This is a genomic window from Corynebacterium sp. HMSC059E07, assembly GCF_001814395.1.
GTDB lineage: Bacteria > Actinomycetota > Actinomycetes > Mycobacteriales > Mycobacteriaceae > Corynebacterium > Corynebacterium hesseae.
In genome coordinates this window covers 66,891-81,489 of record NZ_KV816328.1, presented here as the reverse complement: position 1 = coordinate 81,489, position 14,599 = coordinate 66,891, and the positions used below count along the sequence as shown (strand labels likewise).

Sequence of the window (14,599 nt, the reverse complement as noted above, 5' to 3'; positions counted from 1 at the left end):
GCTTATGCCATCTGCGCACGAAGGCGAGCAATCTTGCCTGCCGTCGAGCCATCGATGACTTCGTCGCCGACGCGGATGGTCATACCACCGAGGAGGCTGGTGTCAACCTCAGAGTGGATGGACATCGCACGACCATAAATTTTGCCCAGCTTTTCAGCGAGTGCTGCCCGCTGGCTATCGTTCAGCTCACCCGCGGTGGTCACTCGCGCGATGGTACGGCCCTGCAGCTTGGCTGCGGTGTCCGCCAAACCGGCGAGATCATCAATCGGGTTCTGCTCCGGGCGGCCAATGGCCTGCAGCGCAAGCGCCTCAGTAACCATCGTGACCTTGCCGTAGAGCACGCTTGCCAGCAGCCCGACCTTGCGATCGGACGTAGCAGTACGGTCTGAAAGCAGCTGGGTCAGTTCGCCTTCGCGGTCAAGCACGCGCGACAGGGAGAAGAGCTCGTCTTCCACCTGGCCCAGCTTGCCCTCAAACTCAGCGCCACGCAGCAGTGCACGGCGGCCGAGGATGATGAGGCCACGGGCGATATCACGCGGCGTCGACCACTGTGCGGCGGCGGCCTCCTGCAGCACCTGGAGTGCAACCGGGGTGACCTTTCCGCCGAAAAGGGTCTGGGCCAGGGACTTGCGCTCCTCGGAGGTAGCGGCGTCGTCGGTCAGCGCGACACGCAGTTCGCGGTCACCGTCGAGGACGCGGACCACCTCGAAGAGGTCCTGGCCTGCCTGGGTAGCAGTCGCCACCGAGCGGTCGCCGGAGAGGAACTCATCCAGCTTGGACTCAACGGTAGCGAGTGCTTCGCGGCTAGCTGCCTTCATCGTTGCCTACTTTCCGGCCGGTGCCACAGTGTCGAGCTCGGACAGGAAGTTATCAATCGTGGAGGACTGCTTGGTGGCGTCCGAAAGTTCGCCGCCGAGCAGCTTCTCTGCCAGGTTGATGGAGTTCTGTCCGATGTCGGAACGCAGCTCAGACACGACCTGTGCACGGGAAGCTTCAAGCTGCTTCTCGCCGGCGGTCAGGATGCGACGAGACTCTTCCTCTGCAGCTTCCTTAGCCTCTGCCTCGATCAGCTTGCCGCGCTCGCGCGCCTGCTCGCGGATCTCCGCAGCCTCTGCTCGAGCATCAGCGAGCTGAGCATTGTACTTTTCCAGAGCGGCCTTTGCTTCGGCCTGCTGAGCCTCCGCACGCTTAAGGCCACCTTCGATCCGGTCTTCACGCTCCTGCAGCATCTTGTTGTATGCCGGAAGAACAAGCTTCCAGAACACAATCAGGATGATGGCGAACGGAATGATAGACCAGACCAAGTCGTACATCTTGGGCAGAAGGATAGAGTTGCCGCTCTCCAGCGGCAGGTGCTCACTTCCCTCTGCTGCAAGGTAGTAAATGACGTTGTTCATGGGGCTCCGTTCTTAAAGTTCGATTTACTTTGTGTAAAGCGCTCTTTAGAACAGGAAGCCTGCAACGAGGCCAATCAGGGCGAGGGCCTCAACGAAGGCGATACCCAGGAACATGGTGGTACGCAGCTGGCCAGCCATCTCCGGCTGGCGAGCCATGCCCTCGACGGTCTTGCCGACGAGGATACCGATGCCCAGACCCGGGCCGATGGTTGCGATGCCGTAGCCGATAGCGCCGAGGCCCTTGAGGGTGGACTCGTCAGCAGCCTGAGCAAGAATGATTTCGTTCATGATGAAAGTCGTTCCCTTTCAATGTTTTCCCGCGAATTGTTCCGCGGGGGAAGTGGTGATTTCTGGGGTATTTAGTTAACCGCGAGGTTCGCGTTGTTGTTAGTGCGAATCTGCATGCAGCGACAGTTCGATGTATACCGCCGTCAGCAGGGCGAAAATGTATGCCTGCAGGAAGATGACGATAATTTCGTACAGCGTGAACAGAACCGCTGCGACCAGAGTGAGGCCACTCAGTGCGGTCCAACCGTTGAACTGGAAGAAGAAGAAGTTCGTTGCCGAGTACAACAGGACCAAAATGAGGTGGCCAGCCAGGAAGTTCGCCATAAGACGAAGAGCCAGCGTGACTGGACGCATGACAAACGTAGAGAAAGCCTCAATCGGTACAACAAGCACGTGCAGCAACGGCGGGAGGTTAGGAATAACCACCGAGGACTTGACGAACTTGCCGAAGCCAAAGCGCTTTGCGCCGGCGTAAATCATGGCGATGTACGCAACGACTGCCAGCACGATTGGCATACCAATACGAGCATTCGGAGAGATGTTTAGGGCTGGAACAATAGTTGCTACGTTCCAGAACAAAACACCGAAGAAGATCGTGGCCAGGATCGGAAGGAAACGACGTCCTTCCTTACGGCCCAAGATGTCTTCTGCGATGTGAATTCGTACGAAGTCAATCGCATGCTCCGCTACGTTCTGCAATCCTTTAGGAACCAGCTTCGGGTTCCTGAAGGCGACAACAAAAAGGAGCACCAAGATAGCCGCCATAAACAGGCGGACCAGCATGATGCGATCCAAAGCGAACCAACCGTTGGCGAAATCGGCGAAAAGAAGATCGACGACTCCACCATCTTCGGTTACGTGCCCCGGGAAAAATTCTGGATCCAGTTCGGGTGCGTGAAACTCACCCTTCATGGCCAATGTCGTAACGCTCAGCGTTCTCTCCCGTGTTCGGGCCACACAGCTTGTCGAAGGCTATGTGGTGCGATGGACGTCTCAAGCTCTTTGCCCTGCTCACGGACTCCGTCGCACATCAGCGTAAACAGGGCAAGGATAAACCGTACTTTTTCGGGATAGCATGACGCTAACCCGCGGTAACCCGAAGAGAATGCTATCAGTTCGCCCTCAAGTTTTCGCACGTGGGGGCAGCGTTGTGAACCTAAAGGCACAGCCCAGCGCCGTGCGGCCGCATAAAACGCCCACATTCTGCCAAAACCCTACTAAGTGTATTTGGTCACACACCCGCGTTTTCCCACCTTGACGGGGGTAATGAGCGCCCGAAGCGGCGTCATTTCGCTACACAAAAAGCCACCCTCCCGGGGTCACCGGGAGCAGTGGCTCACTGAAAAAGGTCGAGAAAGGCTAAGACACGTAGGTCACGTTGGAGGTGACCACACCCCATACCTCAGTTCCCAACGTCACCGCCAGCGCCAGTAGGACGGTGACGAAGAGGGCCATCGTGTCGTAGAACTCTAGGTCCTTGATCAGCAACAACACCATGATGAGGATGACGACCTTAAGCAACCAGCCACCTAGGACCACAGCCATCGTCGTCGAGGGTGTCGTGCGTGCGGTAACAAGCACCGAGGCCGCGGTAAAGAGCACGAAGCCGCCGCCGATGGCCGCGCCAACGAGTACTCCCCAAATTCCGGGCACTCCGCGAACGCCACCCCAGATGGACAGGGACGCGATGGTTACGACGATAAGGCCGATGACCCCGAGACGCAGGGCGCGCTTGAGGGGGCGACGATGATCGTCGTAGGGCGAAAGCTCTTCGGAGGTCGTTGAATCAGTCACAGCCCCATACCCTACCTCAGGAAGGATCAGTTTCCAGCACCACACTGGTAGCCCGCGGCCGACGCCCAATCTTGCCCTGGCGCAGCGGAATCAGGGTCACGCCGAAGGCCACGCCAAGCGCGAGAACCGCCAACGCCACGGCCGCAGGGGCCGGAACGATGGAGAAGGAAACCGCACCGAAAGCCACCGCGGAGACCCACAGGTAGAGCACCAGCACGGTGCGGCGGTGTGTATGCCCCAGCGACAGCAGCCGGTGGTGAATGTGTGCCTTATCGGCAGCGAAAGGTGAGCGCCCCTGCGATACGCGGCGAATAACAGCCCAGACAAGGTCCAGGACTGGAATAAAGACCGCGGCGACCACGACGATGACGGGTGACATCAACGCCACAATATCCACGGTGCCGTACAAAGACATGTTGATCTTGCCGGAGGCGGAAGTCGACGCAGCCGCAAGGAGCAAACCAATCAGCATCGCACCGCTATCCCCCATGAAGATGCGGGAGGGCTCAAAGTTGTGAGGGAGGAACCCGGCACACACGCCAACAAGAGCGGCAGCGATAATCGCCGGCGGATACGCGGACACCGCACCGCCCTGGTCGTGCAGCACTGTCAGCGAGAAAACCAAGATGGCGCCGCCGGCGATCATGCCCAGCCCGGCCGCCAAACCGTCGAGCCCGTCGACGAAGTTGATGGCATTGATAAGCAGGACCGTAAAGAACGTAGTCAAGAGTGTCCCCTGGACCTGGTCCAAGATGACCGTAGTTCCATCACCAAAAGGCAGGAAGAGAAGCGTCCACGTCAGCCCCAATCCGCTCATGATGGCCGCGGCCACGAGCTGACCGATGAGCTTGACCAGAGCGCTCAGCTCCACCAAGTCATCCACCACGCCCACGAGGACGATGGCTGCGGCTGACCACAGCACAGCATTCATCTCAGGCGTGACGGGCATAAAGCCGCGAGTCAAGGCTGGAAGCTGGCCCGCGAGATAGACGGCGGCCGCAAAACCCGTGAACATCGCCACCCCGCCCAGCTGCGGCGTTGGCTGAGAGTGGCTATCGCGCAGACGAATCTCCGCCACCTGGCCGCTGCGTACTAAGAAGGTGCGCACCAGTCCGGTGGTGAGGTAGGTAAACGCCGCCGCGACAAAGATCACCAACGCTAGCTCGCGCAGCGGCACTCCGGTTCCAGCCACTGATGTCTCCTTAAGAGGATTGGGCGCCCGGGCGGGTGCGCAAGGACTCTGCGGATGCTCCGATGACCTCACCGATCTGCTCAGCGCTCAATGCGCCTTCGCGCAAAAGATAGGGACGGGAGCCAGACAGATCGATAATGGTGGATGGCTTGCCTACCTCGGCCTCTCCCCCGTCCAGATAGACAGTGACGGCCTTACCCAGCTGCTGCTTGGCGGCAATCGCCGTGGTGGGTGGGGTTTGTCCGGAGATATTCGCGGAGGACACCGCCATGGGGCCGACCTCACGCAAAAGCTCGATGGCGATGGGGTGCAGCGGCATGCGCAGCATCACCGTGCCGCGGGTATCTCCCAAGTTCCACGGAAGCGACGGCGCCTGCGGGACGACGATGGATAGTCCGCCCGGCCAGAAGGCCTCGATCAGCGTTTGGGCGGTATCATCCAACGACGCGACAAGACCTTTGACGGTATCCCAGGAGCCCACGAGCACCGGTACCGGCATGTCTGGGCCGCGGTGCTTGGTGGCCAGCAGGCTAGCCACGGCATCGTTATCAAAGGCATCGCAGCCCAGCCCGTAGAGCGTATCAGTGGGCATGACCACGAGCCGCCCCGACTTGGCCGCCTTGACGGCAAAGGCCATTCCTTCTTCGCGCTCGGCGGCGTCCGCACAGTTATAAATCTGTCCCTGCATTGGTCTCTCCTTTAATCCCGTTCCTGTCGGCTTGTCGACCAATCTTCGACCAATCTACTGTACTCCCCGCTGTGCCGTGACAAAGCGGGCGGTGCCAGTGAGATCCTTGAGCACCTCGATGTGGCTAAATCCTCCATGCGCGCGCAGGGCTACCTGCACCTGTTGGGAGGTGTCGTCGTCGTGCTCGATGCCCACGCGGCCACCGGGGCGCAGCAGCGCAGCGATGGTCGGGATCATCGCGTTGATGGTTTCCATGCCATCTACTCCCCCGAACACTGCCTCGTGAGGATCCTGGTAGACCTCCGGTTCCAGGTCCGGGGTCTCCGGTACGTATGGCGGATTCGTCAGCACGAGGTCAACGGTGCCGTGCAGCTCCGACAAGAGGTCCGCCTCGGTGACATCCCCTTGGACCACGTGTACGGTTCCCGCCCCGCCGTGCACTGCGGTTGCGGCGTTGCGGCGGGTGTAGGCCAGGGAGGCGTCGGCAAGCTCCACCGCCCACACCTCGGCCTGTGGCACGTAGTGCGCAACGTAGAGCGCGAGCGCACCGGACCCAGCGCACAAGTCCACGACGCGGGGAGACTGCGAGTTAAATTCCTTTGTCCCGTACGAGTTAAGTTCCTTTGACCCCGACGAGTTAGATCTCTTCAGAGATTTAACTCCCCAGTCGGCGAGCACCTCCGTTTCCGGGCGTGGAATGAACACGCCCGGGCCGACCTCAAGCTCGAGCGGACCGAACCACGCCACGCCCAAGATGTGCTGGAGTGGTTCGCGCGCTTCACGACGCCCCACCAACGCTCCATAGGCCACGTCAAACCCAGGGATCGGTTGCTCGTCGAGGGGGATGTCCATGTGCCCGCAGTGGATGAGGTGGGCGGCCAACAGGCGCGCGTCCCATTCGGGTGAAGGCACCCCGGCAGCGCGAAGGCGCTCCGTGGCATCACGAAGCGCCTCCCTATAGGTGTGAAAAGTCACCGTTAATAACCGTGCCTTAGCCTTCTAGCCCTCGGCCTCGAGGCGCTCGGCGCGCTCCTGGGCCTGCAGGGCCTCGATGAGGTCGTGCATGTCGCCGTTGAGAACGGAGTCGAGGTTATTTGCCTTGTAGCCGATGCGGTGATCGGTAATGCGGTTCTCCGGCCAGTTATAGGTGCGGATGCGCTCGGAGCGGTCCATGGTGCGCACCTGGGATGCGCGCTGCTCGCCGGCCTCGGCCTCGCGTGCCTCGCGCTCCATCTGATCCAGGCGGGCTTGCAGCACCTGCAGTGCACGCGCCTTGTTCTGAATCTGCGAGCGCTCCTTCTGACACGTCACCACCAGGCCGGTGGGCAGGTGGGTAATGCGCACGGCGGAGTCGGTGGTGTTCACACCCTGGCCACCCTTACCGGAGGAACGGTAGACGTCGACGCGGATGTCCTTGTCATCGATGTTGACTGCTTCGACTTCTTCCGGCTCCGGGTAGACCAGCACACCGGCTGCGGAGGTCTGGATGCGGCCCTGGGACTCGGTCACCGGGACGCGCTGCACGCGGTGCACGCCGCCCTCAAACTTGAACACGCTCCACGCGCCATCACGGGACGGGGTTTTGGATTTGAAGGAGATGGACATGTCTTTGACGCCACCGAGGTCGGACTCGTTGAGGCCCAGGACCTCCCACTGGAAGCCGGCCTTGTCGGCGAAACGCTCGTACATGCGGGCTAGGTCGCCAGCGAAAAGTGCTGCCTCTTCGCCGCCGGCGCCGGCCTTGATCTCCATGATGATGTCCTCGGAATCCTGCTCATCGCGCGGAGCGAGCAGATCCGCGAGCTTCTCCTCCAGTTCCACGACGAGCGGTTCGAGGCGCTCAACCTCGGGCTGGAACTCGTGGTCCTCATAGGCCATCTCTTTGGCGTCGGCCAGGTCTTGGCGGGCCTGGACGAGTTCATCGTTGACAGCAACGATGGGGCGCAGTTCAGCGTAGCGCTTGGACAGCTTGCGGAACTGCTTCTGATCTCCGGCTACGTCCGGGTCAGCCATCTGCATCTCGATGCCCTGGTACTCGGAGACGATGTCATCAACGAGGGAAACCTGGTTCGACATTATTTGTAGTCCTCCTCATCCATATCTGCCGCCATGGGCGCAGACGAGGCCACCTGCATGAGGAATTCGCCGTTGGAGCGGGTCTTCTTGAGCTGCTTGATCAGCAAATCGATGGCAGCAAAGGAATCCAGGCCGGAAAGGATGCGGCGCAGCTTGGTCATGATGCGCGCCTCCTCCGGAACCAGGAGGAGTTCGTCCTTGCGGGTGCCGGACGGGTTGACGTCCACGGCCGGGAAGATGCGGCGCTCGGAGATGGCGCGGTCGAGCTTGAGCTCGGCGTTGCCGGTGCCCTTGAATTCCTCGAAGATGACCGTGTCACCGGTGGAGCCGGTTTCCACCATCGCGGTGGCGATGATGGTCAGCGAACCACCATTTTCGATGTTGCGGGCAGCACCCAAGAAGCGCTTCGGCGGGTACAGGGCGTTGGAGTCCACACCACCGGACAGGATGCGGCCCGACGCCGGGGAGGAGTTGTTGTAGGCGCGGCCCAGGCGGGTGATGGAATCGAGGAGGACGACGACGTCCTTGCCCTGCTCCACCAGGCGCTTGGCGCGCTCGATGGCCAGCTCCGCCACGGAGGTGTGCTCTGACGGCGGGCGGTCAAAGGTGGAGGCGATGACCTCACCGTTGACGCTGCGCTGCATGTCCGTGACCTCTTCGGGGCGCTCGTCCACGAGGACCACCATGAGGTAGCACTCCGGGTTGTTCGTGGCGATGGCGTTGGCGATGTTTTGCAGGATCGTCGTCTTACCGGCCTTCGGCGGGGAGACGATCAGCGCGCGCTGGCCCTTACCAATCGGCATGATGAGGTCGATGACGCGGGTGGTGAGGATCTTCGGGTCCGTCTCCAAGCGCAGGCGCTGGTTCGGGTAAAGCGGGGTGAGCTTGGAGAAGTCCGGGCGGTCCTTCGCAGTCGACGGATCCAGTCCGTTGACGGTGTCGACCTCCACCAGCTGGTTGTACTTGCGGCGGTTGCGGCCGTTGCCGTGGGTGTGGGTCGGGCCAGAAACCTTGACCTTGCCGGTCAGCGCGTCGCCGGAGCGCAGGCCCAAGCGGCGCACGAGGTTGTTGTTAACAAAGACATCGGAGCTGGCCGCGCGGTAGCCGGTGGTGCGCAGGAAGGCCACGTTGTTGTCCACGACCTCCAGGATGCCGCCGACTACCTGTACTTCATCGCCCTCGCGGATCTGCAGATCGTTGCCACCATTGCCGCCACCATCGCGGTCACGCCCGCGGCGGTTACGGCGGTTGCGGCGGTTACGGCGACCGCCGCCATTGTTGTCATCGTCGTTGCGGTGGTTGTCGCGGCGGTTATTGTTGTGGCCGCCACCGTTATTGCCACCATTATTGCCATTGCCGCCATTGCCGCGATCGCCGTTATCGGAGTTGTTTCCACCGCGGGACTGGTTGTCCTCGGACTTTCCATTATTGTCCTCAGCACCGTTGTTATTTCCGTTGCCCTTGGCCTCTTCGCGGGCCTCGCGCTCCTGGCGGCGGGCGCGGTTGCGGCGGGCGCGGCGAGCCTGGGAGCGGGACTCGTAGCGGTGCTCGTCGTTACCGTCGTTGTGCTCGGACTTATCAGCCTTGTCAGATTTGGCAGCTTCATCAGTCTGCTGCTTCGGCTGGTCCTGCTTGCGCTTCTTATCCTGCTCCGGCTGCTCGGACTCCTGGTCTGCGGCGCCGGCAGGGCGAGAAGCCTTGCGGGTAGCGCGGCGCGGCTGTTCGTCCTTCTTGGTCTCCGCTTGGGCTGCGGCCTTCGCGCCGCGCGCCGGCACCTGGCCGGTGGTCAGTGCGGTGATGAGATCCCCCTTGCGCAGTCCGGAGACGCCGCGAAGTCCGCGCTCCGCAGCCAGCTTGCGCAATTCCGGCAGCTTCAGGGACGCGAGATCCTGTGCTGCGGTCTTGTCCGTATCGCTCACGGATATCCTTTCGTCGCTTCACCAACGCGCGCCGTCTGTTCAGCCGCACCCGCACTGTGCGTGGTGCCGCTCCACGTGGGCGTTGGAAGCCAGTGTGTAATTGAGATGGTCCGCCGCCACCAGCGAGTTCACGCGACCGCGATCCCCGTGGGCGGTGGTTTTCTTTGGCTCTCCCCCCTCTCCGGCCCTGCGGAGCAGAACGTGAAGAACTCCTTGCTGCACTCCGAAAAGAACTCAAGGAAGCGGCCGCGGGTCAATCGCGGGGAGATATTTTAAGAAGGCGACTGCGAGCGTATCTCTACCCTCTCATTGCCGCGCGCACCGTTGGACTGCCATGAGTTTTTCACCGCAGGTGTGCACGCCGTGGAGGGAGCTCGGAGGTGCGAGGAAGGCTTTCCCCGCCAGTCGCGAACAACTATACCGCATCCATCCACCGCGCTCACACTGACACGGCTAAAGTAGTGCGCATGCTCTCCACTATGCAGGATATCCCGCTGTCCCTCACCCGCATCCTGGAGTACGGTTCCTCCGTCCACGGCCAAACCCAGGTAGTCACGTGGCACAGCGCCAATCCCGGCAACGAACGCGAAGAGACGACCTTCGCCGATATCGGTGCACGCGCCGCCGCTTTCGCCCACGCCCTGCATGACACGCTCGGCATCACTGGTGATGAACGCGTGGGCTCCCTGATGTGGAATTGCGCCGAACACCTCGAGGTGCTTTTCGGAACGGCCTGCAAGGGAGCGGTGTTTACGCCGCTCAACAAGCAGCTCATGAATGATCAGATCCGGCACATCATCAACCACGCCGAGGTTCGCGTCATCGTCGCGGATTCCCGCCTCGCCGACCAGCTTGCCCAGGTTCTGGAAGGCGTGGACTGCGTGCGCGCGGTGGTGTTCACGGGCGTCGGCAAGCCCAGCACCCCACTGCCGGGCAACGTTGACGTGTATAGCTACGAGCAGCTACTGGATGGGCGCTCCACCGTGTACAACTGGCCGGTTTTGGATGAGCACACTGCCGCCGCGCTGTGCTACTCCACTGGCACCACCGGCGCGCCGAAAGGTGTGCTCTACTCGCACCGCGCCCTGTTTTTGGAGGGGATGCAGTTGCGTTCTTCCGACTCCCTGTGCGTGACCCATGGTGAGACCTTCTTGTGCTGCATCCCCATCTATCACGTTTTAAGCTGGGGCGTTCCCTTTGCGGCGTGGATGACGGGCACGCCGCTGGTGCTTCCCGACGCCGACGTCTCCCCCGCCACCCTGGCCAAGATCATCGCCGCCACCTCCCCGCGCGTGGCGCATGGCGTGCCCACCATCTGGATTCAGCTCTTCGTGCACTACCTCAAGAACCCGCCGGAACGCATGACGCTGACGGAGATATTCGCCGGCGGATCGCCCGTCCCGCCGCAGCTCATCAAGAGCTGGGAGGAGCGCTATGGCGTGGACGTGGTTCACGTGTGGGGCATGGCGGAAACCACCACGGTGGGTACCGTGGCGCGCCCGCCCTCAGGTGCTTCGGGTGAGGCCCGGTGGGCCTACCGCATTTCCCAGGGGCGCTTTCCTTCCTCCCTGGAATACCGGGTGGTCAATGACGGCCACGTGGTCAACACCACGGACCGTAATGCCGGCGAGATCCAGGTGCGCGGCAACCTGGTGACCGGCTCCTACTATCACTCACCCACCTCAGAGGACGGCGGCGCCGCCCACGAATTCCGTGGGAAGGACGTCGAAGATGCGGCCTCCAAGTTCACGGCCGACGGCTGGCTGCGCACTGGTGACGTCGGATACGTCAACGAGGATGGCTTCCTCACCGTGGAGGATCGCGCGCGCGATGTCATCCGGTCCGGCGGCGAGTGGATCTACTCCGTCCAGTTGGAAAACCTCATCATGGCCAACCCGGTGGTGCTCGAATGCGCCGTCATTGGCTACCCCGACAAGCAGTGGGTCGAGCGCCCGCTGGCCGTCACCGTGCTCGCCGCGGATATCAGCCCCACGATTGAGACCGCCGAGCGCCTGCGTGACGGGATGCGCTCCGAACTGCCCTCCTGGATGCTGCCGGAGTACTGGACCTTCGTGAAGTCCATCGACAAGACCTCGGTGGGCAAATTCGACAAGAAGGATCTCCGTGCCCATCTTGCCGAGGGTGCCTATAACATCATCCGGCTGAAGGGCCCGGGCGAGGCGCAGCGCCTCGATACCGAAGAGGGCGCCACGCAATAAAGGGGCCGAGCGACTATAGATCTGCTATTACTCCGGCTAAAGTGTGGTTAATGTCTGATCGCGTCTTTCTGCCTACGCCCTCCCCGCGCGGTTCCACCCGCGGCGGTGCCGACGCAACGCCTCCGGACCTGCCGCCTGCATTAAGCGATGGTCGCCGCGACTTGCTCGACCGTTATGGACGCCAAGCGCGCGACCTTCGAGTCTCGCTGACCGATCGCTGCAACCTCCGCTGTACGTATTGCATGCCCGCCGAGGGCCTCGAGTGGATGCCCACTGCCCAGACACTCAGCGACGACGAGACCATCCGCCTCATCAGGATTGCCGTAACCCACTTGGGCATCCGCCAGGTGCGCTTTACCGGCGGCGAACCTTTGCTGCGCAAGTCGCTAGAGAAGATTATCGCCGCCACGACGCAGCTACGCACAGACGAAAAGTTGGCCCCCGCCACCGCACTGACCACCAATGGCTTGGGACTCCCCCGCCGCCTGGACGGTCTCATTGAGGCGGGGCTGGACCGCGTCAACATCTCCCTAGACACCATTGATCCTGAGCTTTATGCCCGCCTCACCCGGCGCGACAGGCTGGGCGATGTCTTCGCCGCCATCGAAGCCACCACAGCCGCCCACCGCGAAGGGCGTCTGGGCACGGTCAAAGTTAATGCCGTGGTTATGCCCGGAGTAAATGAAGAGGACATCGTCCCCTTGGCGCGCTACTGCCTCGAGCGAGGCGCGCAGCTGCGCTTCATCGAGCAGATGCCATTAGGCCCGCGCGAAGAATGGGAACGCTCCCGGATGGTCACCGCGGCAGATATTTTGGCTCGTTTGGGAGAAGAATTCGAGCTCACACCTGTGCAGAAGCCCCGAGGCTCCGCCCCCGCCGCACTGTGGACCGCGCAAGCGCGCGATGGCTTAATACAGGTAGGTCGAATCGGCGTCATCGCATCCGTGACAAGGCCTTTCTGCGGCAATTGCGACCGCACGCGACTCACTGCGGACGGCGCTGTGCGTAATTGCTTGTTCGGCAACTCGGAGACGTCCTTGCGGGACTTGTTGCGCAGCGGCGCTAGCGACGCGGAACTCGCCGCCGCGTGGGCGGGCGAAATGTGGAAGAAGCTGCCGGGCCATGGTGTGGATGATGAAGGATTCCTCCAGCCCGATCGCCCGATGTCCGCCATCGGCGGCTAGATTGGGTGCAATGACAAGCACTGGGACTGACTTAAGCATCGAGGAGTATTTCGACCGCCTCCACGCATTGGTTCACGTCCTGCCTGCGGAGCGCGCTCCCCTTGTACAAGGCCGCGTTCTGGCCGAGCCACTCTTCGCCCGTCTTCCCCTCCCGCCGCGGGATAATTCGGCGATGGACGGCTTCCTCATCCCAGCTCCGGCGTCACCTGATGACTTAACCACCCCATTCACGCTGCCTGTTATAGGTGATGTCCCAGCAGGCTCACCCACTCAGGTCCCGCAGCCTGGGACCGCGGTGCGAATCATGACTGGCGGGGAGGTTCCGGAGGGTTTTGATGGCCTGGTCATACCAGTAGAAAACACCGATGTTCCCCTAGGGCCCGGACCTGTGCCTGAAACCGTTACGGTGCACCACCTGCCCGACCGTAACCATATCCGGCGACGCGGTTCCCACATCGACGCCGGCCACCAACTCGCTGGATCTGCCACGCTTGTCGACGCCCCCCTTATCGCCGCCAGCCTCTCCTCCGGCGTTGACAGCGCCGTGGTTCACCGCATCCCACGAGTAACCATCATTGCCACGGGTGAGGAGCTGATCAACGGCCAGCTTTCCGATTCGAATGGGCCCATGCTCGAAGCCCTCATTTCTTCCACCGGTCTCTGCGAGATCACCCGCACGGTCTGTGGAGATTCCCCCATTGAGCTGCACCGGCGCTTCAACGCGGCCGCTGCGGATTCCGATCTCATTGTCACCACCGGCGGCGTCTCGGCCGGCGCCTTCGACGTGGTTCGCGCCGTGATTGAGGATGCCGTGGAACGCGATGATTACTGGTTCGGCCACGTCAACCAACGGCCCGGCGCGCCTCAGGGCCATGCGCTCTGGGACGGTATCCCCGTGGTGTGTTTGCCGGGCAACCCGGTGGCGGCGTTTGTCTCCGCACACCTCTACCTCACCCAACTGCTGCGCTCTCTGCGCGGACTGCCCCGCCCCGCGGGTGTCAAGGACCGGCCGTGCCTCACGGCCGTCGCCGGTGCGGACTTCCCCGAACCTCACCACCCGCTCATTCAGCCGTGCTCCATCACCATGACGGACTCCATTACCGCAAGCCCACCGCCGGGTCCGCGTATGCGCAGCCACCACGTTGCCGCCCTTCCGGGCACACACGGCTTTGCGCTGCTGACGAGTCCGGTCGCCGCCGGCGAGCAACTTACCGTCTACCCTTACTAGCTTCACAATCCGCCTCCACATCCCCCACCCCTCCATTGCTACCAAAGATCGCGCATCTGAACACCCGGATCGGCCCACTCTTCGTCAGCTAGGCTAGGTCCACGCTAGGAAAGGATCGCTGTTTAGACATGAAGTTCACTCACCTCAACGACGCCGGCTCCGCCTATATGGTGGACGTCACCGAAAAGCAGCCCACGGTACGCACCGCTACCGCCCAAGGCGAGGTCGCGTGCTCACCAGAAGTTCTCACCGCGCTGCGGGAGGGAACCGTGCCTAAGGGGGACGTGCTTGCGGTTGCGCGTGTGGCTGGCATCGCGGCTGCCAAGAAGGTTCCAGATCTCCTTCCGCTGGCCCACACCATTGGGGTGCATGGCTGTGCGGTGGACATTGAGCTGCGTGAAGACCACGTCTTCATCGAAGCCACAGTGCGCACCGCCGACCGCACCGGCGTGGAAATGGAGGCGCTCACCGCGGTGAGCATCGCCGCCTTGGCGCTCATTGACATGGTCAAAGGCGTTGACCGCTCCGCCTATATCCGGCGCTGCGGCATCACCGCGAAGTCCGGGGGCCGCTCCGGTGATTGGTCCCGCGAGCTGCCCGGAACGAAAGGTTAA

The 14,599-nt window shown here is 62.2% G+C and carries 14 protein-coding genes; 4 read left to right on the top strand and 10 right to left on the bottom strand.

All coding sequences use genetic code 11. The features are described from left to right. Positions 1 to 2: 2 nt before the first annotated feature. From HMPREF2967_RS08760 to rho, 10 genes are all read right to left on the bottom strand, one after another. Positions 3 to 818: a F0F1 ATP synthase subunit delta gene (locus tag HMPREF2967_RS08760; RefSeq protein WP_070563259.1), complete on the bottom strand. Its 816-nt coding sequence runs from the start codon at positions 816 to 818 to the stop codon at positions 3 to 5. A 6-nt stretch (positions 819 to 824) separates the two neighbouring features. Continuing rightward, the gene (locus tag HMPREF2967_RS08755; protein WP_046648931.1) at positions 825 to 1,397 is read right to left on the bottom strand and encodes a F0F1 ATP synthase subunit B; all 573 of its coding nucleotides are present in this window, start codon (positions 1,395 to 1,397) and stop codon (positions 825 to 827) included. A 45-nt stretch (positions 1,398 to 1,442) separates the two neighbouring features. Next, complete coding sequence (locus HMPREF2967_RS08750) at positions 1,443 to 1,685, bottom strand: ATP synthase F0 subunit C (protein WP_010187073.1); 243 nt, start codon at positions 1,683 to 1,685, stop codon at positions 1,443 to 1,445. Positions 1,686 to 1,784: 99 nt separating this feature from the next. After that, positions 1,785 to 2,597 carry a F0F1 ATP synthase subunit A gene (gene atpB, locus HMPREF2967_RS08745; protein WP_070525178.1) on the bottom strand — a complete coding sequence of 271 codons (813 nt, stop codon included), beginning with the start codon at positions 2,595 to 2,597 and terminating at the stop codon, positions 1,785 to 1,787. A 447-nt stretch (positions 2,598 to 3,044) separates the two neighbouring features. Further along, positions 3,045 to 3,479 carry a Cg1360 family ATP-synthase-associated protein gene (locus HMPREF2967_RS08740; protein ID WP_070686082.1) on the bottom strand — a complete coding sequence of 145 codons (435 nt, stop codon included), beginning with the start codon at positions 3,477 to 3,479 and terminating at the stop codon, positions 3,045 to 3,047. A 16-nt stretch (positions 3,480 to 3,495) separates the two neighbouring features. Further along, the gene (locus HMPREF2967_RS08735) at positions 3,496 to 4,671 is read right to left on the bottom strand and encodes an MraY family glycosyltransferase (RefSeq protein ID WP_070525174.1); all 1,176 of its coding nucleotides are present in this window, start codon (positions 4,669 to 4,671) and stop codon (positions 3,496 to 3,498) included. A 10-nt stretch (positions 4,672 to 4,681) separates the two neighbouring features. Further along, positions 4,682 to 5,359, bottom strand: coding sequence for an L-threonylcarbamoyladenylate synthase (locus HMPREF2967_RS08730; protein WP_070686081.1), 678 nt, complete (start codon positions 5,357 to 5,359; stop codon positions 4,682 to 4,684). 54 nt (positions 5,360 to 5,413) lie between these two features. Beyond that, complete coding sequence (gene prmC, locus HMPREF2967_RS08725) at positions 5,414 to 6,334, bottom strand: peptide chain release factor N(5)-glutamine methyltransferase (RefSeq protein WP_070686080.1); 921 nt, start codon at positions 6,332 to 6,334, stop codon at positions 5,414 to 5,416. Between the two features lie 24 nt (positions 6,335 to 6,358). Beyond that, positions 6,359 to 7,435 (bottom strand): peptide chain release factor 1, encoded by a 1,077-nt coding sequence (prfA, locus tag HMPREF2967_RS08720; RefSeq protein ID WP_046648926.1) that lies wholly within the window; start codon positions 7,433 to 7,435, stop codon positions 6,359 to 6,361. Beyond that, a complete protein-coding gene (rho, locus tag HMPREF2967_RS08715; protein WP_070686079.1) occupies positions 7,435 to 9,354 on the bottom strand; it encodes a transcription termination factor Rho in 1,920 nt (639 codons plus the stop codon). The genes prfA and rho overlap by 1 nt, the downstream gene beginning before the upstream one ends. A gap of 467 nt (positions 9,355 to 9,821) precedes the next feature. Between rho and HMPREF2967_RS08710 the strand changes: the two genes are divergently transcribed. The 4 genes from HMPREF2967_RS08710 (at position 9,822) to moaC (ending at position 14,599) form a co-directional block, all read left to right on the top strand. Further along, on the top strand, positions 9,822 to 11,573 hold the full coding sequence (locus HMPREF2967_RS08710) for a long-chain fatty-acid--CoA ligase (protein WP_070686077.1): 1,752 nt from the start codon (positions 9,822 to 9,824) through the stop codon (positions 11,571 to 11,573). A gap of 50 nt (positions 11,574 to 11,623) precedes the next feature. Next, entirely contained in the window at positions 11,624 to 12,757 is a 1,134-nt protein-coding gene (gene moaA, locus HMPREF2967_RS08705; RefSeq protein ID WP_070686075.1) for a GTP 3',8-cyclase MoaA, read from the top strand. Between the two features lie 10 nt (positions 12,758 to 12,767). Then, positions 12,768 to 13,985 (top strand): molybdopterin molybdotransferase MoeA, encoded by a 1,218-nt coding sequence (locus HMPREF2967_RS08700; protein WP_070686073.1) that lies wholly within the window; start codon positions 12,768 to 12,770, stop codon positions 13,983 to 13,985. Between the two features lie 128 nt (positions 13,986 to 14,113). Further along, entirely contained in the window at positions 14,114 to 14,599 is a 486-nt protein-coding gene (gene moaC, locus HMPREF2967_RS08695; protein WP_070531177.1) for a cyclic pyranopterin monophosphate synthase MoaC, read from the top strand.